Source organism: Spirosoma fluminis (assembly GCF_054778895.1).
The window spans coordinates 290,897-310,834 of the sequence record NZ_BAAGZD010000019.1 but is presented as its reverse complement, the minus strand read 5'-3'; the positions used below and the strand labels follow the sequence as shown (position 1 = coordinate 310,834).

At 51.7% G+C, this 19,938-nt stretch carries 21 protein-coding genes; 13 read left to right on the top strand and 8 right to left on the bottom strand.

What is annotated here, in order from left to right; translation table 11 throughout:
- The first annotated feature begins 42 nt into the window (after positions 1 to 42).
- From ACYVBJ_RS20290 to ACYVBJ_RS20255, 8 genes are all read left to right on the top strand, one after another.
- Positions 43 to 894 (top strand): carbohydrate ABC transporter permease, encoded by an 852-nt coding sequence (locus ACYVBJ_RS20290; protein ID WP_460984131.1) that lies wholly within the window; start codon positions 43 to 45, stop codon positions 892 to 894.
- Positions 895 to 989: 95 nt separating this feature from the next.
- Positions 990 to 1,796 carry a carbohydrate ABC transporter permease gene (locus ACYVBJ_RS20285; RefSeq protein WP_460984130.1) on the top strand — a complete coding sequence of 269 codons (807 nt, stop codon included), beginning with the start codon at positions 990 to 992 and terminating at the stop codon, positions 1,794 to 1,796.
- 13 nt (positions 1,797 to 1,809) lie between these two features.
- Positions 1,810 to 3,261 (top strand): glycoside hydrolase family 130 protein, encoded by a 1,452-nt coding sequence (locus ACYVBJ_RS20280; RefSeq protein WP_460984129.1) that lies wholly within the window; start codon positions 1,810 to 1,812, stop codon positions 3,259 to 3,261.
- Entirely contained in the window at positions 3,258 to 4,559 is a 1,302-nt protein-coding gene (locus tag ACYVBJ_RS20275; RefSeq protein ID WP_460984128.1) for a hypothetical protein, read from the top strand. The genes ACYVBJ_RS20280 and ACYVBJ_RS20275 overlap by 4 nt, the downstream gene beginning before the upstream one ends.
- A gap of 2 nt (positions 4,560 to 4,561) precedes the next feature.
- Entirely contained in the window at positions 4,562 to 5,662 is a 1,101-nt protein-coding gene (locus ACYVBJ_RS20270) for an ABC transporter ATP-binding protein (RefSeq protein WP_460984127.1), read from the top strand.
- A gap of 92 nt (positions 5,663 to 5,754) precedes the next feature.
- The gene (locus tag ACYVBJ_RS20265) at positions 5,755 to 5,958 is read left to right on the top strand and encodes a hypothetical protein (protein WP_460984126.1); all 204 of its coding nucleotides are present in this window, start codon (positions 5,755 to 5,757) and stop codon (positions 5,956 to 5,958) included.
- A 13-nt stretch (positions 5,959 to 5,971) separates the two neighbouring features.
- Positions 5,972 to 6,784 carry an MbnP family protein gene (locus ACYVBJ_RS20260; protein WP_460984125.1) on the top strand — a complete coding sequence of 271 codons (813 nt, stop codon included), beginning with the start codon at positions 5,972 to 5,974 and terminating at the stop codon, positions 6,782 to 6,784.
- Between the two features lie 2 nt (positions 6,785 to 6,786).
- The gene (locus tag ACYVBJ_RS20255; RefSeq protein WP_460984124.1) at positions 6,787 to 7,878 is read left to right on the top strand and encodes a cytochrome-c peroxidase; all 1,092 of its coding nucleotides are present in this window, start codon (positions 6,787 to 6,789) and stop codon (positions 7,876 to 7,878) included.
- Here ACYVBJ_RS20255 and ACYVBJ_RS20250 read toward each other — a convergent pair whose 3' ends face one another.
- The 4 genes from ACYVBJ_RS20250 to ACYVBJ_RS20235 form a co-directional block, all read right to left on the bottom strand.
- On the bottom strand, positions 7,879 to 8,259 hold the full coding sequence (locus ACYVBJ_RS20250; protein ID WP_460984123.1) for a MerC domain-containing protein: 381 nt from the start codon (positions 8,257 to 8,259) through the stop codon (positions 7,879 to 7,881). It abuts the gene before it with no gap.
- A 137-nt stretch (positions 8,260 to 8,396) separates the two neighbouring features.
- On the bottom strand, positions 8,397 to 9,095 hold the full coding sequence (locus tag ACYVBJ_RS20245) for a TapB family protein (RefSeq protein ID WP_460984122.1): 699 nt from the start codon (positions 9,093 to 9,095) through the stop codon (positions 8,397 to 8,399).
- Between the two features lie 94 nt (positions 9,096 to 9,189).
- Positions 9,190 to 10,065 (bottom strand): geranylgeranylglycerol-phosphate geranylgeranyltransferase, encoded by an 876-nt coding sequence (locus ACYVBJ_RS20240; RefSeq protein WP_460984121.1) that lies wholly within the window; start codon positions 10,063 to 10,065, stop codon positions 9,190 to 9,192.
- Between the two features lie 80 nt (positions 10,066 to 10,145).
- Complete coding sequence (locus tag ACYVBJ_RS20235) at positions 10,146 to 10,685, bottom strand: ABC transporter permease (protein ID WP_460984120.1); 540 nt, start codon at positions 10,683 to 10,685, stop codon at positions 10,146 to 10,148.
- Between the two features lie 235 nt (positions 10,686 to 10,920).
- Between ACYVBJ_RS20235 and bshA the strand changes: the two genes are divergently transcribed.
- From bshA to ACYVBJ_RS20215, 4 genes are all read left to right on the top strand, one after another.
- Positions 10,921 to 12,060, top strand: a complete 1,140-nt coding sequence (gene bshA / locus ACYVBJ_RS20230) for an N-acetyl-alpha-D-glucosaminyl L-malate synthase BshA (RefSeq protein ID WP_460984119.1) — start codon at positions 10,921 to 10,923, stop codon at positions 12,058 to 12,060.
- Between the two features lie 90 nt (positions 12,061 to 12,150).
- A complete protein-coding gene (locus ACYVBJ_RS20225) occupies positions 12,151 to 13,488 on the top strand; it encodes an NAD(P)/FAD-dependent oxidoreductase (protein WP_460984118.1) in 1,338 nt (445 codons plus the stop codon).
- 86 nt (positions 13,489 to 13,574) lie between these two features.
- A complete protein-coding gene (locus tag ACYVBJ_RS20220) occupies positions 13,575 to 14,222 on the top strand; it encodes a sterol desaturase family protein (protein WP_460984117.1) in 648 nt (215 codons plus the stop codon).
- A gap of 146 nt (positions 14,223 to 14,368) precedes the next feature.
- Entirely contained in the window at positions 14,369 to 14,605 is a 237-nt protein-coding gene (locus tag ACYVBJ_RS20215; protein WP_460984116.1) for a hypothetical protein, read from the top strand.
- 304 nt (positions 14,606 to 14,909) lie between these two features.
- On the opposite strand, the gene ACYVBJ_RS20210 is transcribed toward ACYVBJ_RS20215, so the two are convergent.
- Both ACYVBJ_RS20210 and ACYVBJ_RS20205 read right to left on the bottom strand, forming a co-directional pair.
- Positions 14,910 to 15,236 carry a nucleotide pyrophosphohydrolase gene (locus tag ACYVBJ_RS20210; RefSeq protein ID WP_460984115.1) on the bottom strand — a complete coding sequence of 109 codons (327 nt, stop codon included), beginning with the start codon at positions 15,234 to 15,236 and terminating at the stop codon, positions 14,910 to 14,912.
- Between the two features lie 64 nt (positions 15,237 to 15,300).
- Positions 15,301 to 16,536, bottom strand: coding sequence for a M16 family metallopeptidase (locus ACYVBJ_RS20205; RefSeq protein ID WP_460984157.1), 1,236 nt, complete (start codon positions 16,534 to 16,536; stop codon positions 15,301 to 15,303).
- A gap of 29 nt (positions 16,537 to 16,565) precedes the next feature.
- Here ACYVBJ_RS20205 and ACYVBJ_RS20200 point away from each other — a divergent pair, with 29 nt between their 5' ends.
- Positions 16,566 to 17,612 carry a glycosyltransferase family 9 protein gene (locus tag ACYVBJ_RS20200; protein WP_460984114.1) on the top strand — a complete coding sequence of 349 codons (1,047 nt, stop codon included), beginning with the start codon at positions 16,566 to 16,568 and terminating at the stop codon, positions 17,610 to 17,612.
- Positions 17,613 to 17,787: 175 nt separating this feature from the next.
- Here the strand turns inward: ACYVBJ_RS20200 and ACYVBJ_RS20195 are convergent, their stop codons facing one another.
- Together ACYVBJ_RS20195 and ACYVBJ_RS20190 are read right to left on the bottom strand one after the other, a co-directional pair.
- Positions 17,788 to 18,006 carry a heavy-metal-associated domain-containing protein gene (locus tag ACYVBJ_RS20195; RefSeq protein WP_460984113.1) on the bottom strand — a complete coding sequence of 73 codons (219 nt, stop codon included), beginning with the start codon at positions 18,004 to 18,006 and terminating at the stop codon, positions 17,788 to 17,790.
- A 161-nt stretch (positions 18,007 to 18,167) separates the two neighbouring features.
- Entirely contained in the window at positions 18,168 to 19,892 is a 1,725-nt protein-coding gene (locus ACYVBJ_RS20190; protein WP_460984112.1) for a tetratricopeptide repeat protein, read from the bottom strand.
- Positions 19,893 to 19,938: the final 46 nt, after the last annotated feature.

The window sequence follows — 19,938 nt, the reverse complement described above, 5'->3', positions numbered from 1 at the left end:
ATTGCCTGTTTCTCATTTCAACTACGCTTTCGCCCTGAACCTATGAAGAAAGCTATTCCCTACTGGCTGGTTTCGCCGTACATTCTGTATTTCTGCGTGTTCGTGGCATTCCCGGTGGTGTTCTCGGTCGTGCTGACGTTCCATAAGTGGAATATCATCTCGCCGATGGAATTCATTGGCATCGACAATTACGTCCGGCTGGTCAACGACCGGCTGTTCTGGCAGGCGATCTGGAATACCCTGCGCTTTCTGATCGTACATATTCCGCTGCAGATTGTTATCGCGCTGGCGCTGGCGGAATTCCTTAACCAGAAGATTCGCGGCCAGGCGTTTTTCCGGGGGGCTTTTTTTCTGCCGGTCATTGTGTCGGGTGTAGTGGTGACCATTCTATGGCAGCAGTTACTGGGTTTTAACGCGGGTATCCTGAACCGGGGCTCGACGGCCCTGTCGATACCCAAAGTAGCCTGGCTGGAAGAGCCCAATATCGCGATGTACGCCATTGCCCTGATGGCTACCTGGAAAAATGTTGGCCTTTACGTTATCCTGTTTTTGGTTGGTTTGCAGACCGTTCCCGTTCAATACTACGAAGCAGCCGACATGGAAGGGGCTACAAACTGGCAAAAGTTTCGGTACATCACTCTGCCCATGATCAACCCAACCATTTTTATGGTGGTGGTGCTATCGACCATTGGCGGGTTTTCACTTTTCATTGAGCCTTACATCATGACCGAAGGCGGGCCGCTCAATAGTACCCTGTCTGCCGTCATGTATATTTATAAACAAGCCTTTCAGTATTACCACATGGGGTATTCGGCCACGCTGGGTTTCTTTTTCGCCCTGCTCATTTTGGGCGTAGTCGCTATTCAAAAACGGTACGTCGAGCAGGAAATTTAGAGAGCGAAAGAGTGAATGAGTGAATGAGCGAATGCTCACAATTCAGTTTTAACCTTTCACTCTTTCACTCATCCACTCTCTCACTCTTTAGACAAATGAAATTCGTTCGATACGCTTTATTGATTCTGGCCGCCTTGTCATTTATCTATCCGTTTGTCTGGATGATCAGCGCGTCATTATCGTCGGAGCAGGGCATTGGCTCTCTGACTTTGCTGCCGGTTGGGCTGACAATTCAGAACTACGTAACCGTGTTCGAGCGAATACCGCTGGGGCGGGCGTTTGTCAACAGTTTGTTTGTGGCGCTGATCACGACGGGATTAGTGCTGATTTTGGGGGCAATGGTAGGCTACGCGCTGGCGCGACTTCGGTTCAGGGGGCGAAACCTGATCTTTTACCTCATCATTTTCACGATGACGTTGCCTTTTCAGATTACGTTGATTCCCAATTACATCACGATGGTTAAGCTGGGGTGGGTCGATACGTATTTTGCGCTGATCGTGCCCTTTGTTATGAATTCGCTGGCGGTACTGCTTTTCCGACAGGCGTTCGCCGGACTACCCCAGGCCCTGATTGATGCCGCCCGCATCGACGGTTGTGGTGAACTACGTATCATTTTTCAGATTCTGCTGCCCAACATCATCCCGACCGTTCTGACCATTACCATCCTGACGTTCATGGGTGTATGGAACGAAGCGCTCTGGCCGCTGATCGTCATCCGCAATGAATCAACCATGACCATGCCGCAGATGGTGACGCTTTTTTCGGTAGGTGGGCGGGCCGACGCGCAGCTAGGCGTTAAGATTGCCGCGGCCGTGATGCTGGCCCTGCCCATCCTGATTGCGTACTTATTTTTTCAGAAACATTTTATTCGCAGTATGGCCTCATCGGGCTTAAAAGACTAAGTAAACTCAACGCATGATCAACGTAACACGTACCGCCATTCGCTTCTCGGCCAATTCCGAGCGGGTCATCGCCCGGTATCTGCACCTGCCCGGTGCCCACCGGATACCGCACATCCGCGAACGAATTGCGCAGTTTTCGGAAGAAGAAGTCGACACCATGCTCGCCGAGGCCCGGCAGCGATTCGGTGAGCGGCATCGAAACCTTGATGGGGCTTTCGAACGAAATTACGAGCGAGCCATTAATCAGATGGGGCACGCTCCCGAAAATTTCTCGACCAATCGGCGGTTGTTGCTGGGAGCCTGCCTGACTATGGAGTACTCAACCCAATCGGCGGCCCTGTTCAATCCATCCATTGTGCCGCATCCCGATCAGTCGGGGCTGGAAACGGGTACGCTCCGTTTTGTGATGAGCCTGCGGGCAACCGGCGAAGGGCATATCTCCTCCATCGAATTCCGCACCGGAACGGTTACGCAAGCCGGTCTGATTCACCTCGACGAGGCCGACCGCTACGCGACGAGTTCCGAGAAAAGATGGAACAAAACCTATACCCGCGAGTTCGTCCGGCGTCGGCTGAAATACTTCCCGAAAACGGACGATTCTGTACTAGCCACGCTCCCGGAAGAATTTGACCTGGCCCAGGCGACAACGCAGCTCAACAACTGGCTTACACAACACCCTGACCCCGTTGCTCAGTCAACCCAGAAGGCTATCCTCACCATCCTGGATACTAATTATGACGTTAGTACCGATGCGGCTGCTCCGTTACACGAACGGCTGATTTTTCCGAATGCCAAAGGCGAAAGCAAAGGCATGGAAGACGTCCGGTTCGTGAAATTCCGCGATGATGACGGCACCGAACGCTATTACAGTTCCTATACGGCCTATGATGGTGAAACCATCAAGACCCAACTGATGGAAACGGAAGATTTCGTGCATTTTCACATCCGGACGATGTACGGCGAGGCCATCCAGGACAAAGGCATGGCTTTATTTCCCGAGAAAGTAGGGGGCCGTTACGTCATGATTAGCCGGCAGGGGGGCGAGTACATCAGCATCATGTTCTCCGACGATCTGTACTTCTGGGATAGTTACCAGACACTCCTTACCCCAAAATTTCCGTGGGAAGTGATCCAGCTGGGGAACTGCGGGTCACCCATCAGAACCGATCAGGGGTGGCTGCTGCTCACCCACGGCGTCGGCCCGGTACGACGGTACGTTATCGCGGCCGTCCTGCTGGATCTGCACGACCCGTCGAAAGTCTTGGCCCGCCTGCCCGAACCCATGATCTACCCCCTCGAATCGGAGCGGGAAGGGTACGTGCCGAACGTAGTATACACCTGCGGCTGGCTCGATCATGGCGATTCGCTAATCATTCCCTATGCCATGTCAGACTCAGCCTGTGGCATCATCACCGTTTCTAAACAGGAACTCCTGAACGAACTGCTAACCAACCCATCGGTATGAAAACGTATCACCGTGCACTCTGGCTTCTCCTGTTTCACTTACCGCTGCTGGCGGTTTCGTGCCGTAAAAATCAAACAGCTTCGCCAACGCCCGACAGCGCCCGGCTGGTCAACACCACGCACCTTGACCAGCTGTACCAGGTCGTAAAACTAAACGGAGCCGACGTCGGCTTAATCAATATCTACAGCGAATATCCCGATTACAAATGGGTCGCCGACGATGACGAGGGAGCCGCCTGTATTGATGACATAGCCCGAACGGTTGTTTTTTTAGTGCACGAGCCTGATCTGGCCATCAACACCAGCAAGCAGGACAAGCTTCGTAAACTAACCGAGTTTGTGCTGCAAATGCAGTCCGACAACGGGTACTTCTATAACTTCATCTTTGGCAACGGGTTGATCAACACAGCGGGGCAGACCAGTATCAATCAGCCCAACTGGTGGTCGTGGCGGGCGTTGTGGGGGTTGACGGAAGCGTACTCGTACTACAAAACAGCCGATCCGGCACTGGCTACGCGTATGCAAATGGCGAGTCAGAAGCTAGTGACGAACATGATCCGCGATTTTGGCAGCAAACCCCAGGCGTATAATTTCGTGGGTGGCTTAAAAATACCGACCTGGTTGCCCTATGGCTCGGGTTCCGACCAGGCTGCCGTAATGATTCTGGGGCTTTTGAATTACCAGCAGCAAACGCCCGACAGTCAGGTAGTAAGTCTAATCAATAAGCTGGCCGACGGCATCATGCAGATGCAGAATGGTTCTGCCAGTCAGGTGCCTTACGGGGTTATCCTGAGTTTTGACAACGGCTGGCACGCTTACGGCAGCGATCAGTCGTATGCTTTACTTCGGGCGGGCAAGATCTTGAACCGGCCGGAATGGGTGGCGGTAGCCAAGCGGGAAATTGACAGTTTTTATCCGTATTTGCTAAAGGAAGGCTTTCTGGAATCGTTTGTGGTGACCCAGCAGGGAACTGACTTTTCCATGACCAAAAAATCTCGTTTTTCGCAGATCGCGTATGGCGTTCGACCGATGGTCTGGGCCGCTCTGGAACTGTACGATCAGACGCAGGATGCGCAGTACGTTACGCTGGCCGGGCAACTAGCCGGTTGGTTTCTGGGCAATAATCCGGCTAAAGCAATCATGTACGATACCGCAACCGGACTGGGCTTCGACGGGATTTCGTCGGATACGCAGATCAACAAAAACTCGGGGGCCGAATCGACCATCGAATCGCTGATGGCATTTCAAAAGCTCGAAAACTATCCTGCTGCCGTGACGCAGGCAACTAAATACCGCTAAGTATGGCCGAAGTTAAACTAGAGCACATTGCTAAAGCCTATGATACGGGGCCGCGTGTGATTCGCGATGTCAATATCACCGTACGAGATCAGGAGTTTCTGGTGCTGGTAGGGCCATCAGGCTGCGGCAAATCGACCCTGTTACGTATGATTGCGGGTCTGGAAAACATTACAGACGGGGATCTGTTGATCGACGGGCAGCGCATGAACGACGTACCACCCAAAGATCGGAACATTGCAATGGTGTTTCAGAACTACGCCCTTTACCCGCATATGACCGTTTTCGATAACATGGCCTTCGGCTTGAAGTTGGCGGGGCTGCCTAAAGATGACATCCGGGAGCGCGTCAACCGGGCGGCTAAGATGCTCGAAATCGACGCGCTGCTCAACCGTAAGCCGAAAGACATGTCGGGGGGACAGCGGCAGCGCGTGGCTATCGGGCGGGCCATTGTGCGTAACCCAAAGGTGTTTTTGTTCGACGAACCGCTGAGCAATCTGGACGCGAAACTGCGCGTGCAAACCCGGATTGAGTTGCAAAAACTCCACCGTGAACTGAATGCTACCATCATATACGTCACCCACGATCAGGTCGAGGCCATGACCCTGGGCGACCGGATTGTGGTGCTGCGCGACGGCGACGTCATCCAACAGGATACACCCATTAACCTGTACAATCATCCGGCCACTCAGTTTGTCGCCGGGTTTATTGGTACGCCCCCGATGAACTTCGTGCCCGGTCGTCTTACTGAAGACGGTCCCTTACAGTTCGTGAGCACGGGGGGGCAAGTGCAACTTGATTCGGCGACTTTGCCCCAGGTTGAGCGGCTTCGGGCCTACGCAGGTCAATCCGTTACGTTAGGCATTCGGGCGGAACACCTCAGCGATCAGCCTTTTGCCGAACAAACGACGCATAAACTGCGGGTACCGGTTGACGCTATTGAAAACATGGGTAACGAAACGCTGGTGTACTGCACCATCGATTCGGGGCAGCTCATCGCACGTTTATCCGCCGGGTACACCGCCGAGTTCGGCCAGCCGATCGACCTGTTCTGGAATCTGGACAAATGCCATTTCTTTGACACCCAAACGGGAGTAGCGATCTGAAATCACAACCATATATCCTAAGCAGGATTTAATCTGGTTTGGCTCAATGATTTCAGCTTCTTTTCGTTACTGACTTACAACGTTAGCTGTGTATGCTCCGCCGACTGCCTCCGATTATCCAGTTCATTTATTTTAGTCTGATTGGTATATGTGTAGGCTCGATGATAGGGCTGGGATATGAAGTTGCCGAGCGGCCGTTTAGTGCAACCAATGCGGTTGTCTGGCTGTTCATTATACTAATCAGCGGTGGTATTGTAGCCTTAATTACGTTGTATGGTAAGAATAAATTAGGCTAATAACGTAGCACGTATGCGCCAGACTTTCCTCTTTGCTCTCATGCTGTTTGGCTCGGTAACGGTCGGATTTCTGGCCTGCCACCGTAACGATGCAGCTACCCCGGCCATGGGTTCACTGGTTCTGACCTTCGATAACGTCGTCGGCAATCAGGACCTTGCCCTGAACACGGGAACGTATCAGAACACGGCTGGCGAACAGTTTACCGTATCGCGGCTCAATTATTTTGTGAGTAACATTCGCCTGAAGCGAACCGATGGATCCGATTACGTAGTACCGCAGGATAGCAGCTACTTTCTGGTTCAGGAAGCCGACCCGGCCTCGCAGGTCGTTACGGTACGTAACGTTCCGGTGGGGGACTACACGGGGATTACGTACCTGATCGGCGTCGACAGTCTGCGCAGCACCATGGACATCAGTCGGCGGAAGGGCGTACTAGAGCCCGCAGGTGGTCATAACGCAGGTATGTACTGGGATTGGAACTCCGGGTACATCTTCTTCAAACTCGAAGGTACGTCGCCCCAGGCTCCGGCCGATCCCAGCGGGAGCCGGATCTTTCAGTACCACATCGGTTTGTTTGGCGGCTATGATACCAAAACGCTCAATAATCTCCGGACAGCTACGGTGCCGTTTACGAATAATGTAGTGGCTATTCAGGCCGGACAAACTACCCCAGTGGCCATAAAGGCCGACATTCTACGGGTGTTCGATGGCGCAACACGGGTGAGCATTGCCCAGAATCCACTGGCGATGGTTTCGCCTTTTTCGGCTACCATTGCCAACAACTACACGCAGATGTTTCAGTACGTAGCCCAGCAGCCTAAATGAGTATGAGACGTTGGCAGGGTATCGGGCTCGCAACAAGTATCGGGATGTTTTGTCTGGCGGTATCCTGCCAGAAAAACAATACGGCCGATCCCACTAAACCTGACGAACCAACGCCGGTTGAGTACAAAACAACGCCCTATCCCTGGCAGAAGCCCGCTAATTTTCCGCAGCCGATTTACAACTTCGAGAAAAATCCGCTGACTTACGAAGGGGTTTTACTGGGAAAGACTTTATTCTTCGACGGGATGCTGTCGCACGATGGAACCATTACCTGTGGGTTCTGCCACATACCCGAAGCGGCTTTTGCTCATACCGATCATACGCTAAGTCACGGCATTCGCGATCAGCTGGGCCCACGTAACGGATTGGGCATTCAGAATCTGGCCTGGAATAAAGCGTTTTTCTGGGATGGTGGTGTTCACGATCTGGATCTGCTGGCGATTTCGCCGATTCAGAACCCGGTGGAGATGGGGGATACTCTCACGCACGTACTCGACAAAGTTCGGAAAAGTGCCAAGTACACGCCCTTGTTTAAATCAGCGTTCGGCTCGGAGGACGTAACGCAGGAGCGTTTCCTGAAGGCTTTATCGCAATATCTGCTGACGTTGGTGTCGGCGAATTCCAGATACGACAAGTATGTTCGTAAGGAGTCGGGAGGGGGCCTGACGGCCCAGGAAGCCAGCGGACTTGCCCTGTTCAAACAGCATTGTGCCGCCTGTCATGCGGGTGAGCTATTTACCGACCAGACTTACCGGAACAACGGACTCTTGCCAAACCCGAACGCCACCCAGCCAGATTTGGGCCGTTACAGCATTACATTGAATGAGTCGGACAAGAGCAAGTTTCGGGTACCTAGTCTGCGTAACATTGCCAATACCCCGCCCTACATGCACGATGGCCGGTTTGCCACGCTCGACGCAGTGCTGAATCACTATGCAACGGGGGTGAATGATAATCCGGCGCTGGATTCTCTGCTGAAAACCGGTTCCAAACCCGGTATCTCGCTGACGAAGCAGGAGCAGCAGGACATTATCGCTTTTCTGTACAGCTTGACGGATGAGCAGTTTATCAGCGACCGCCGGTTTAAGCCATAATTAATGGACGTGACTGAGCCGGTGCTGGCGAATGTTGATCAGGTGCGTCATCACCAATCCTGCGGAGGCCGCGTAAGCCATGTACTCAAACAGGGGAGCGGTATCTTCCAGCAGAATAGCGACGACAAACAAACCTAAAAATCCCCACAGGCTCTTTTTTACCATCGGCGAGGCATAGTGCCGGGTGGCCGAATAAACGGCTGCGATGTTTATAACAATGAAAACGTAATCGAGGCTGAGGTAGCCAACGCGCAATTCGTTATGCTGCAGTAAGCTGCTGCTCATCAAAAGTATTGGGGTGATCAGGCAGTGAATGATGCATAATACCGATCCAGTGATGCCGATGTAGTCAGCTTTGCGAGAAAGAAGATCCATTTTCATAAGCAGCGCAAAAATACGACGCCTTTGTCAACCGTACCTTCTCTTAACTCAGTTTTTTGCAACAAAGTTGCGAAATGATTTCTGTTTTTGGTCGCTTGTTCTGTTACGTTCTGATTGTCAACGTTGTATTGGGTGACTTAATTTATCTTACTCAGTAACATATACCCCATTAGCTTACCGTTCTTGTTGTACGTCTCGGACCGGATGTCGAAGATCTGGTCGTTGGTGCGGTAGCTGACCACGCGCATCGTGTTTCGGATCGGCATGCCCATCACCCGGTTTTCAAAACTCATATCCGACGAGATTTTATACGCATCAAACGTTCCCGCGGGCGTCGTGATGGGCGTCTGACTTTCTACCTGCCGATTGCTCATGGTCATCGCCATGGTCATCATGGGCGTGCCGTTGCTGACCATATCGGCTTCCATCACGCCATCGGCCAGTTTCTGACCAACGCTGAGTTTACCCGGATAGACGAGCCGGTTGGTCTTTAGCTTCATTTCCATGTTCTTCATATTGGCCTGCATTCCCTGCATCATCCCCGACATGTCGGCCACTAGTTCGTTGCCCGTACAGGTGTAGCGAATGGTGTAGGGCGATTGCTGCTTGCCTTTTTCGTCCTGAAACTGGGCCGTGACATCCATAATCGTCGCGCTGCCTTCTTTCCTGACATCTTTGACCTGATAAGCGATTTTGCCGGTTGGCTTATCTTTCGTAGAAAAGGTAGACAGTTCGAAGTTCATACCCGGCTTGAGCGTAATGCCCATGCAGTCCTGGGCCTGCACGCGGACAAACGTAGCTATACTGATAACGATCGCGATTACTAATTTTTTCATTTGTTCACGAAGGACTGAGTTCAACACCATCAAATGTAGAAACCAGGGTCGCTCATGTGGTAAAACCTTGAGTTAACGGACGTAATAAGATTGCCTAGGCCCAGGCCATGCTGATGACGCCTAAAAGCATGATTAATTTGCAGAGGTTGCTGAGGTAGCCAAAATCGCGTCGGGTATCCGCAAAGACGAGCCGGTACGTAAGCCAGGTAATTGGCAGCAGCAGGAACAGAAAAATATAGCCCAGGTTCTGGTTGCCCAGCGAATCAGCAATCAGGAACATGGTCACGATAAACGAGGCAATCAGGACGTAGAGCAGGTACTTGGTTCGCCGAAGGCCCCACACGATGGGCAGCGTCCGGCAGCCGAAACGAGCGTCGCCCCGAACGTCCTGCATGTCTTTGATGATCTCCCGAACGAGCGAAATACCAAAGGAGAACAAGGCATAGATCAGCAGCATCTCAGCGTTCTGCCGGTAGTACACGGCCAGCACAATCAGCGACAGAGCCGTCAGCAGCGAAATGACGATGTTTCCGATGGCGGGCTGCCGTTTGAATTTGGCTGAATAAAACCACAGGAGCGACACCGATACAACGTCGGTGAGAAATACCCACTTACTGAGGTAGAGGCCAATCAGGCAGCCCAGTACGTTCAACACCTGATGGGCACCAATAGCTACCCGGCGCTTCAGGTAACGCCCAATCACTACGCGGTCGGGTTTGTTGACCAGATCAATCTTGACGTCAAAGTAATCGTTGATGATGTACCCCGCTGCGGCAATGCATACCGTCGAGAACGAGAGCAGCCAGATGGTGGGATCGACCAGAATGCGAGTCCACTGCTCATGGGGACCTACCAGAAAAATGCGGGCCAGAAACTGCGTCAGCACTACGATCAGCAGATTCTGCACGCGGATCAGGCGCAGAAAACCGAACGTGAAGGCTAAAAAGGGAATCGGCTGACGGGCGACCATACTGGCTTTTTACAAAATTAGGCTTTTTTGACGCGTTAATGGCAATGCAGAACGTGTTTTCCCCCAGAAAACGGCTTCCCTTACCGTTCGGCGAGTTCCTGGAGCTGAACCCGAACCCGCAGTTTAGGCTGCTCTCCGTCGGGTACAATCACGATGATGTTTTCCGAAACGGTTTCGCCGTTCGCCAGCATATGCCCGGCCTGCACCTGCACGGTGTTCGTTACGGCTTTTCCTTCCGCGTTTTTACTGGTCGTTGAATACGGTACGTAAAAGGGTTTTGCCCGCACCTGACTGTTCTTCGACGTCAGGCGGGCCCCCGTTGCGTTCAGGCAATCGAACTGGGCCAACTGATCCTGGGGCTGTAAGCCAAACGGGGTTTGCCTGGGAAAGAGAAGTTTCGTGCAACCGCTTTTATTGGCAACGTATACGGTCAGTTCATACCGGTTGAAGGTATTCTTCCCCACCTCTTTTTTCGCTTCGTTGCGAATGGCATAGCCGTATTCGATGCCGTTAAACTGAGCAGGTTCATTTTCTGTAATGTCGTAGGCGGTTTGGGCCAGCGCCGACAACGGAACAGATAGCGTGAAAAGACAGCAGAAAAGCGTAGTAATGGACTTCATAAAGGGCAAAAGAGGGTCGTTGTTGCAACTTACGAAGAAAACTGAACGCCCTGACCGGGTATTTAGTAAGCGTTCATTTTTAGACAATCCCCTAAAAAAACAAGATAAAAATGCCGGTTACGTAGGTGGAAAGGCTCACTTGCGTGTCCTGTATAGAGATTAATAAGTTCTTCGTACGACAAAGGGATTCTTTTTGCCCGTGTTTGTTGTTGAGGAACAAACCGTTCCCCTGTGTATGAAAATCGGTATAGTGTGCTACCCGACCTTCGGGGGCAGTGGCGTTGTCGCAACAGAGCTTGGTAAAGCCTTAGCTAAAAACGGACACCAGATTCACTTCATTACCTATCAACAGCCCCCCCGGCTTGATTTTTTCAACGAAAACGTCTTTTATCATGAAGTAAATATACCGTCTTATCCGCTCTTTCAGTACGCTCCCTACGAGTCGGCGCTGGCCAGTGAGATGGTGAACGTAGTGATAAATGAAAACGTGGATCTGCTTCATGTGCACTACGCCATTCCGCACGCATCGGCCGCGTACATGGCCAAAATGATTCTGCGTTCGCAGGGACGTACGGTTCCGGTAGTCACCACCCTGCACGGTACCGATATTACGCTGGTAGGTAAGGATGCTTCCTATGAGCCCGTCGTTACGTTCAGCATTAACGAATCGGACGGCGTTACGTCGGTGTCGGAAAATCTGCGGCAGGACACCTACGCTCATTTCAAGGTACACCGCGATATTGAAGTAATTCCGAATTTTGTCGATCTGGACCGGTTCAAGCGCCAGCAGAAAGAGCACTTCAAAAAAGCCATTTGCCCTAATGGAGAGAAGCTGATTGTGCACACGTCGAACTTTCGGCGCGTGAAGCGGATCGACGATGCGGTGATGATATTCTATTACGTGCAACAGCAGACGCCCGCTAAGCTGTTGCTCGTGGGCGATGGACCCGAGCGGGCCCGGATCGAGCGGCTCGTGCGTGACCTGGGCATCTACGATCAGGTACGGTTCCTGGGTAAGCTCGATGCCGTTGAAGAAGTGCTATCGGTGGCTGATTTATTTGTGATGCCGTCTGAGAACGAGAGCTTTGGTCTGGCGGCTCTCGAAGCGATGGCCTGCGAGGTTCCGCTAATCACGTCGAACGCAGGTGGCCTGCCCGAGCTGAACATACAGGGCGTTACGGGTTTCCTGAGCTCCGTTGGAGATGTCAACGATATGGTCAAAAACGCTCTGTACATTCTGGACGACGCGCATTTACCTACTTTCAAAGAAAATGCGCTGGCGCGAGCCCGAGAGTTTGAGTTATCGCGTATCTTGCCCCAGTACGAAGCCTATTACGAGCGTGTGTTGCAGGAATCACGGGCGCTGGTGTCGTAAACAATCAGCAGGAATTTCTGATTTACGAACTGCGAGTGCTTTAGTTTGTATACCTAATTTTCCGTACACCGTTTAGCGCAACTCAGATCTATGAACCCAAATATTCCCCGCACAGACCGAACCCGGGTAGTTATCGTTGGCGCAGGCTTTGGCGGGCTGAAGCTGGCTCGTAAATTGTCGCGCCGGAAGGAATTTCAGGTTGTGCTGATTAACAAGCACAATTACCATGAGTTTCAGCCGCTGTACTACCAGGTGGCTACGGCGGGGCTGGAGGCCAATTCGATTTTGTTTCCGCTGCGGGCCGTGTTTGGCAACTGCAAGAACGTTCACATCCGGGTAACGAACGTAACGGGGATTCGGACGGCCGACAAACAGGTCGATACCGAACTGGGTCCCATTGAGTATGATTATCTGGTGATGGCAACCGGGGCTGACACCAATTTTTTCAACCAGCAGAACATCATTGCCAAAGCACTGCCGATGAAATCGGTAGCGGAAGCTATTGCGCTCCGGAACCGGATGCTGCAGAACTTCGAGGATGCCTTAAGTGTCGAGACCGAAGATGAGCGCGAGGGGCTCATGGACGTAGTGGTGGTGGGTGGGGGACCAACGGGGGTTGAACTCTGCGGTACTCTGGCCGAAATGCGCAAGACGGTGCTGCCCCGCGATTACCCCGAACTCGATTTTAAGATGATGGACATTTACCTCATCGAATCAGGGGCTGAACTGTTGGGGCCTATGTCGCTGCCTTCGCAGACCCACTCGCTGGAGTATCTGCAAAAGCTAGGCGTAAACGTTCGGTTGAATACGCGGGTCAAAGACTTCGATGGACGTACCGTAACTATGAATGATGGCTCAACGCTTCGCACAAATAACCTGATCTGGGCGGCCGGCGTAAAAGCGAATCCGCTGGCGGGTTTACCGGCTGAGGTGATCGGGCGGGGTGGTCGCGTGATGGTAAACCGGTACAGCCAGGTGCAGGGATTTACCGACGTATTCGCAATTGGCGACGTAGCAATGATGACCGAAGAGAAATGGCCGAATGGTCATCCACAGGTGGCTCAACCCGCCATTCAGCAGGGAAAACATCTGGCTAAAAATCTCCTGCATCTGATCCGTAACGAGCCATTAGACGAATTTACGTACCGTGATTTGGGAACGATGGCAACGATTGGGCGGGGGCTGGCCGTGGTCGATTTGCCTTTTCTGAAGTTTCAGGGATTTTTTGCCTGGCTAACGTGGTTGTTTGTGCACCTGATGTCTATCGTTGGCGTCAAAAACCGACTGGCCATCTTTATAAACTGGATGTTCAACTACTTAACCTACAATAACTCACTCCGACTCATCATTCGTCAGAAGTTGCCCAAAGGTGATATATCGGAAATGCATGAAAAACTTTCTGATCAGCTTGAAGTTAGTAAAACGTAATGAAAAGGTAGTAAAATAGGTTTACTATCTGGAACAGTCAAATCACTTTTCATCGTAATTTCGCGCCAACAATCGAATACAGCTTTATGGAAGAAACTACTGAAAAATTAAGAACTATGGCCGGTCACGGTAAAACCCGGCCTAAAAACAGCGGAACCAAGCAACTGTTCGATAATCCGATTCTGGAGGCCTTATCGCGTACGCACATTATGGTGCCGATCTCGATGTGGCTGGTTTTGTCAGTTTTTCTGGGATGGTACGCGTTCACGTATACCGACATGGGTGCCGGTGTGATCGCGGCTTTATTCGTCGTGGGTTTGTTTTCGTTCACCTTGTTTGAATACGTTTTACACCGGTACCTGTATCATCTGGAGCCGTCGACGCCCCAGCGTGCCAAGATTCAGTATACATTCCACGGTGTTCACCACGAGTATCCAAAAGACAAAACCCGGCTGGCGATGCCACCGGCCCTGGCTATTATTGTGGCCGGTGCTTTCTTCGGTTTATTCTTCCTGCTAATGGGCGAAGCCGCCTACGCGTTCTTCCCGGGGTTTCTGGTTGGTTACTCGGGTTACCTGGCCACGCACTTTATTGTGCACGCCTACGCACCACCCAGGAATTTCCTGAAGCAGTTGTGGATCAACCACAGTGTTCACCACTACAAAAATCCGGAGAGCAATTACGGGGTTTCATCGCCTTTCTGGGACTACATATTTGGGTCATTCCAGAAGTAACGCTTTCAGATACACCAGATTCTCGAACGCCTTGTTTACTGGTAGTAAGCAGGGCGTTCTGTTTGTATACGCCTGATCTGGGTAGTTATTTGGAATGCGTCAGCCAATAGACAAGTCGGTGGGCGAAGCAACGGCATACCCGATTGTTGATTGGTTATTATCACGAGGTTCGCGACATGGTGGGTTGTCAGCCAGCAATGATTACGGTTAGCTGTACCAGCAGCCAATTCACTGATCAGGATAAAGCACCCGGTCCGGACCTGGCGAGGGCGCTGTACGGCTGGTTCATTAACGAAAGAAAGCTGACTCCTATCAAAAAGGCGTATCAGGGGTTCTGTCACTCGTGGCAGTCGTTTCACCCGGATATCCAGCGAGTTCAGTAATTGGATCGCTTATACGTACCAAAAGCCTGTCGCATACTCATTCGGTAGAGAATATATTATTAAATTTATTAATTAATGGGGTTCATGAACATTAGTTAATTACAAAACGGGACTTTGTCTACTATAAGCGTTCCAAACTGATGCTGACAGGTAACACACGGTAAAGTAGATTTTACATTATAGGTTGGTAATCAAAAAGCCGGTTCTAGCTCAGGACCGGCTTTTTCATGGAGTTTACAGCTCTATCGCGCACGTCAGCAAAACAAGAGTGCGGACTTCTGCTACCCGAAAATACTGCATTATGCTACAATAGCTTGTCGTTGTTGAGGTGCCGGGTGGCGTCCCGAATGTTTTTCTTTTCCAGGTTCTTCTCGAAGGCTTCGGTTAAGTTTACCCCGGTCTGATTGGCCAGGCAAATAAGTACCCAAAGCACATCCGCCATCTCGTCGCCGAGGTCCTTGTTTTTATCCGACTCTTTTTCGGACTGCTCCCCGTAACGCCGGGCGATGATGCGGGCTACCTCGCCAACTTCTTCGGTCAGCATAGCCATGTTGGTCAACTCGTTGAAGTAGCGAACGCCAACGGTTTTGATCCAATTGTCGACGGTGGTCTGCGCGTCCTGTAGGGTCATGGTACGTGTTTGTGTGTGTTGCAAATATGGCCCGCAAACGAACAGGCAAACGCGTAACAGCCAACTATTTCTCGGGTACAAACGTAAGCGAACTGAACTGATCTTCTACGAAGGCTTCCTGCGCAAGGCCTTGCAACTGCCCGGCGGTTACCGCTTTGATGTCGTTGAAGATGTCGTTGAGGGCCTCCACCCGGTCGATGTCGAGTAAGCTCTTGGCCATCATCAGCATAAAACTATTGTTGCTTTCTTCGGCCATAGCCAGCTGCCCAACTAGTTGTTCTTTCGTCTGGTGAAGTTGAAGCGTGGTTAACGGCTGCTCACGCAGCCGCTTCAGCTCCTTTATGATCAGGCTGTGCGCTTTGTCGACTTTCTTAGGATCTGTGCCAAAATAGATACCCAGGAAGCCCGTGTCCAGGTAAGGTGTGTAGCTGGCGTCGATCGAATAGACCAGGCCATACTTTTCGCGTAAGTTCAGGTTAAGCCGCGAGTTCATACCGGGTCCGCCGAGGAGATTCACCAGCATAAAAAACGGCAGTCGACGCGGGTCGGTCAGCCCATAAGCGGGTCGGCCAAGTGCACACTGAGCCTGCGTAATGGGTCGTTCGACGCGGGTTTGCCGGGGAACGTAGTCCGTTGGGGTTTTACGCTGACGGCTTGAGTGCTGGGTTGGTACGTCATGCAGGTATTTTTCGGCCACTTTAACCACCTGTTTGAACGGCATATTGCTTACCGACGCAAAGACAATCCGGCTGGTGTCGTAGTTTTCGGCGATAAACTGCTGCAGGTCTTCGCGCCGGAATGAACTGACCGTTTCAGTAGTGCCGAGAATATTACCGCCCAGGGCGTGATTCGGGAAAACCAGTTCGTCGAAATCATCCTGTATCGCATCTTCCGGCGAGTCGTAGTACATCGCCATCTCTTCCAGAATAACACCCCGTTCGCGTTCAATCTGCTTTTCGGGAAATACCGAATGAAAGGTAATGTCGGCTAGTAATTCAGTAGCTTTTTCGAAGTGAGCTCCTAATACCGAAGCATGGAAGCAAACTTTTTCTTTCGTTGTATATGCGTTCAGTTCGCCCCCTACCGTTTCTAGCCGGGTAATAATGTGGTACGACTTTCGTTTCTCCGTACCTTTGAACGCCATATGTTCCCAGAAATGGGCTAACCCCTGTTGGTGGGGCTGTTCATCGCGGCTTCCAATATCGAGCATAATACCGCAGTGGGCAATCTGCGTGTGCGGTATTTGTTTATGAGCAATGCGAATTCCGTTGGGTAGGGTATATACTTCGTAATCTTCCATTATTAGCAATTGACGCATCCAGCGTACTAATGATAACCGCAACTAATCCACCCCGGTTCCTGATCATTCAAACCGCTTTTATCGGCGATGTTATTCTGGCTACGGCGCTGCTCGAACAACTGCACGCGGCCTTACCCCATGTCAAGCTGGATGTGCTGGTTCGTAAAGGTAATGAGAGTCTGTTCGCGAATCATCCTTTTCTGGACGAGGTGCTGGTATGGGATAAAAAGGAAGCGAAGTATAGCAGTCTATGGCAGATTTTACAGACTATCCGGTCCCGGCAGTACGACGTATTGATCAATTTGCAACGGTACGGGTCGACGGGTTTATTAACTGCCTTATCGAACGCTAAATTTACCATTGGCTTTACCAAAAATCCGTTCTCGCGCTTTTTCACGGACCGGGTTCCGCACCGCATCGAGCCCGGTGTCCACGAAGTAGACCGTAATGCTGACCTGATTCGGGCGCTTCCGCCACCGTTTCGTGGGCTTGCCGTGGGCACTGAACGGACCCGCCCTAAACTGTATCCGTCCCCGGCCGACTACGACGCTGTGCGGACGTATCGGGAACGGCCTTACGTGTGCATTGCGCCCATGTCGGTCTGGTTCACCAAGCAATACCCCGCTGAGCGCTGGGTTCACTTAATCAAGCTGCTGCCCGACACGCTGACCGTGTACCTGCTCGGTGCGCCCACCGATCGATCGGCCTGTGACGCGATAATTGCGTTGTCGGGACGTAGCGGAAACGTAATAAATCTGGCGGGTAAACTGACGCTGGTGCAGTCGGCGGCTTTGCAGCAGCAGGCGGTAATGAACTACGTAAATGATTCCGCTCCACTGCACCTGTGCTCTGCGGTGAACGCCCCTACAACGGCCGTTTTCTGCTCAACGGTACCGGAGTTTGGTTTCGGACCGCTGGCCGACGTATCGCAGATCGTTCAAACGCAGGAGGTGCTCGAATGTAAACCCTGTACACTGCACGGCCGAACCGCTTGTCCACTGGGCCATTACCGCTGTGCCTGGAGTATCCCTACCAAAGCTCTTCTTAAACCGATAGGGTTAGAAAGTCGTTCGTGAGCCCGGACGAATCTGGAGTATATCCAGAAAGTAAGACTACTAACAAATTGCTATTACGTGCATACCAACAGCTAAAAACTGACTGCGTTGGTTTGGGTTGTCTATAGCTTTTCCTGAAGCCTCAACTTACTGGTATTGTGTGACAACCCGGCTCAAGCCCTCACCAATATTTTCACTAATCCTTTACTACTTCCGCTCGGTAACCTGCCCGCTCAACTGCCTGGACTACTTCGTTGCTGACGCGGTTATCGACCGTCTGAACGGTTAACAGATGGTCGGGGTGGTCGGTTTCTACGGAAAAGCCATCGAGTGGCTCAATGGCGTTGAGGAAAGGAGTTACAGCGGCTACGCTGTCAGCGTCGGTCAGCGTAGTTTTGAACATGAGGGTCTTCATAGTCTTGAGCAACGTCTTTATCAGCTATAACTGTTGAGTGTCAGGTAGTAACTGAAGTGATTAGTTTTTATTGTAGACTGACCAGGGCAAACGAGCCGGTAAAATCGCCACCGAAGCCCGGTTTCCGGTGGCGATTTACATCCGGTCTGATTCGGAAAAACTTACTGATCTGCGGACGAGTCGTCTGTATCGGTAGTGGCGATCTTAGCCAGGTCTTTGTTACCTGGTAATAAAGCAAGTCCCTTCTTGAGCCACTCGTTACGTGCACTTTCGTCTTTAGTGACCAGTTCGTGATAGGAAATCAGGTATTTAAAGGCCAGCGCCAGGTCTTTCTTATACCGGTTTCGATCTTCCTCTTTGCCTTCGACCATGCTGATGAACTGCTCGAAATACGGCTTTGCCTTACCGTTACGTACGGCTTCTTCCGGCGTGTAAGCATAATAGTTCGCTTTAGCCCGGTACAGCACCGTTGGGGCATAGTCCGGAGACCCTTTCTGGGCCAGGGCCAGGGCCGAGTCAGCCAGGGCAAAACGAGTTGTATCGCGCACCAGCTTGCCAAGGCTATCGCGCCCGAATCCGAGCGTGTAGTTGCTCATGCCGTAGCGGAACAAATCCTGCACGTCGGCCTTGAAGCCATGTTTAGCGGCTGAGTCGAGCGTAGCTACTGCCTGCGGGTGTTTTTTTGCCCGGTAGTAGTACTTAGCAATATCGCCGTACAGGTTATCAGTTGTATCGAAGGGAGCCGCTTTCTCAAGATACGTGATTCCCAGCGAATCATTAATGGCTTTTAGAGAGTCGCTGCCGGGATTTTCAATGCCCAGATACGCCTGACCCAGATATTTATAGTCATCGTACATGGCTTTGTCCGGAGCTTTTTCCAGAAATGTATTGATATTTTCAATCGCTTGCCGGGGTTGCTTGAGCGACGAGTAGGCCCACCCCTGGATCCGGTATACGATCGGGTTCTGAGCCAGCACGGTGCGGTTACTGTCGATCAGGGCTACGGCACGCTGGTAGTCTTTGGCCAGAAAGTGAAACTGGGCCTGCCGCAGCAAGGTTTCAGGACGTGTATCTTTCGATACGCTTACGTACTGGTCGGCATACGTAGCCGCGTCCTTGTAGCGATTCACTAAGAAATATAATTCGGATAGCTGCCGATAGGCAGGTGCATAGCTTGGATTCGCTTCGATCGCTTTCTTATAGTTATCGACAGCTAAGTTTAGATTGCGGCCCTGCCAGAAGATGTCCCCAATCCGCTGATAGACCCGTGCGGGCATCATGCCTAGTTCCATCGCACTTTCATAACGCGTAACGGCCGTACCGGCATTTTTATTAAGATAATACGCATCGCCGAGGGCTAGTTGTACAGCCGCATTTTTTTTGTCGCGGTCGGCGGCCTGGTTCAGGTAGTCAATCGCTTTGGCTGCATCAACAGCTTTCGGATACTGAGGTTTGATGGAACCGCTGTCGGGCGTGAGGTAGCCGGTGTAGGCTTCGCCGATGCGATACAGAATGTCGGCGTTTTTGCCTTTGCTTTTCTTAATGACTTCCTCAAGCTTCGGGCTGGCATCGGTCATATTATTTTGTACCAGATAGCTGATCGCTAAACCAGTTTCGTTGAGCGGCACCCGCTTTTCATCCATCGGAAGGCCTTTCTCAAACCAGAAACGGGCTGAATCGGGCTGACCAGCGCGCAGATAGCCATATCCTGCGTCGAAATTCGCCTGCATTGATGGGTTCTGCTGCGCACTTCGTGTCAGCAGCGCTTTAGCTTCTCCAAACCTGCCCATGTTCATCAGCGTAGTCGCATCGGGAGTGGAGGTTGGCGTTTGGGCAAGAGCTGCTGTTACAGCGCCCGCCAGGAAAAGAGTTATGTACGTTTTCATATACGTTGATTAGAGTAAGTACTATTTCTACGCTCAACAACTGTTG

Bases quoted from the DNA above. Each gene is read 5' to 3' on its own strand.
- ACYVBJ_RS20205 (WP_460984157.1), bottom strand. From the start codon at position 16,536: ATGGAAGATTACGAAGTATATACCCTACCCAACGGAATTCGCATTGCT.
- ACYVBJ_RS20260 (WP_460984125.1), top strand. From the start codon at position 5,972: ATGCGCCAGACTTTCCTCTTTGCTCTCATGCTGTTTGGCTCGGTAACG.
- ACYVBJ_RS20240 (WP_460984121.1), bottom strand. From the start codon at position 10,065: ATGGTCGCCCGTCAGCCGATTCCCTTTTTAGCCTTCACGTTCGGTTTT.
- ACYVBJ_RS20255 (WP_460984124.1), top strand. From the start codon at position 6,787: ATGAGACGTTGGCAGGGTATCGGGCTCGCAACAAGTATCGGGATGTTT.
- ACYVBJ_RS20200 (WP_460984114.1), top strand. From the start codon at position 16,566: ATGATAACCGCAACTAATCCACCCCGGTTCCTGATCATTCAAACCGCT.
- ACYVBJ_RS20265 (WP_460984126.1), top strand. From the start codon at position 5,755: ATGCTCCGCCGACTGCCTCCGATTATCCAGTTCATTTATTTTAGTCTG.
- ACYVBJ_RS20275 (WP_460984128.1), top strand. From the start codon at position 3,258: ATGAAAACGTATCACCGTGCACTCTGGCTTCTCCTGTTTCACTTACCG.
- bshA (WP_460984119.1), top strand. From the start codon at position 10,921: ATGAAAATCGGTATAGTGTGCTACCCGACCTTCGGGGGCAGTGGCGTT.
- ACYVBJ_RS20290 (WP_460984131.1), top strand. From the start codon at position 43: ATGAAGAAAGCTATTCCCTACTGGCTGGTTTCGCCGTACATTCTGTAT.
- ACYVBJ_RS20210 (WP_460984115.1), bottom strand. From the start codon at position 15,236: ATGACCCTACAGGACGCGCAGACCACCGTCGACAATTGGATCAAAACC.
- ACYVBJ_RS20195 (WP_460984113.1), bottom strand. From the start codon at position 18,006: ATGAAGACCCTCATGTTCAAAACTACGCTGACCGACGCTGACAGCGTA.
- ACYVBJ_RS20280 (WP_460984129.1), top strand. From the start codon at position 1,810: ATGATCAACGTAACACGTACCGCCATTCGCTTCTCGGCCAATTCCGAG.
- ACYVBJ_RS20235 (WP_460984120.1), bottom strand. From the start codon at position 10,685: ATGAAGTCCATTACTACGCTTTTCTGCTGTCTTTTCACGCTATCTGTT.
- ACYVBJ_RS20190 (WP_460984112.1), bottom strand. From the start codon at position 19,892: ATGAAAACGTACATAACTCTTTTCCTGGCGGGCGCTGTAACAGCAGCT.
- ACYVBJ_RS20250 (WP_460984123.1), bottom strand. From the start codon at position 8,259: ATGAAAATGGATCTTCTTTCTCGCAAAGCTGACTACATCGGCATCACT.
- ACYVBJ_RS20270 (WP_460984127.1), top strand. From the start codon at position 4,562: ATGGCCGAAGTTAAACTAGAGCACATTGCTAAAGCCTATGATACGGGG.
- ACYVBJ_RS20225 (WP_460984118.1), top strand. From the start codon at position 12,151: ATGAACCCAAATATTCCCCGCACAGACCGAACCCGGGTAGTTATCGTT.
- ACYVBJ_RS20285 (WP_460984130.1), top strand. From the start codon at position 990: ATGAAATTCGTTCGATACGCTTTATTGATTCTGGCCGCCTTGTCATTT.
- ACYVBJ_RS20245 (WP_460984122.1), bottom strand. From the start codon at position 9,095: ATGAAAAAATTAGTAATCGCGATCGTTATCAGTATAGCTACGTTTGTC.
- ACYVBJ_RS20220 (WP_460984117.1), top strand. From the start codon at position 13,575: ATGGAAGAAACTACTGAAAAATTAAGAACTATGGCCGGTCACGGTAAA.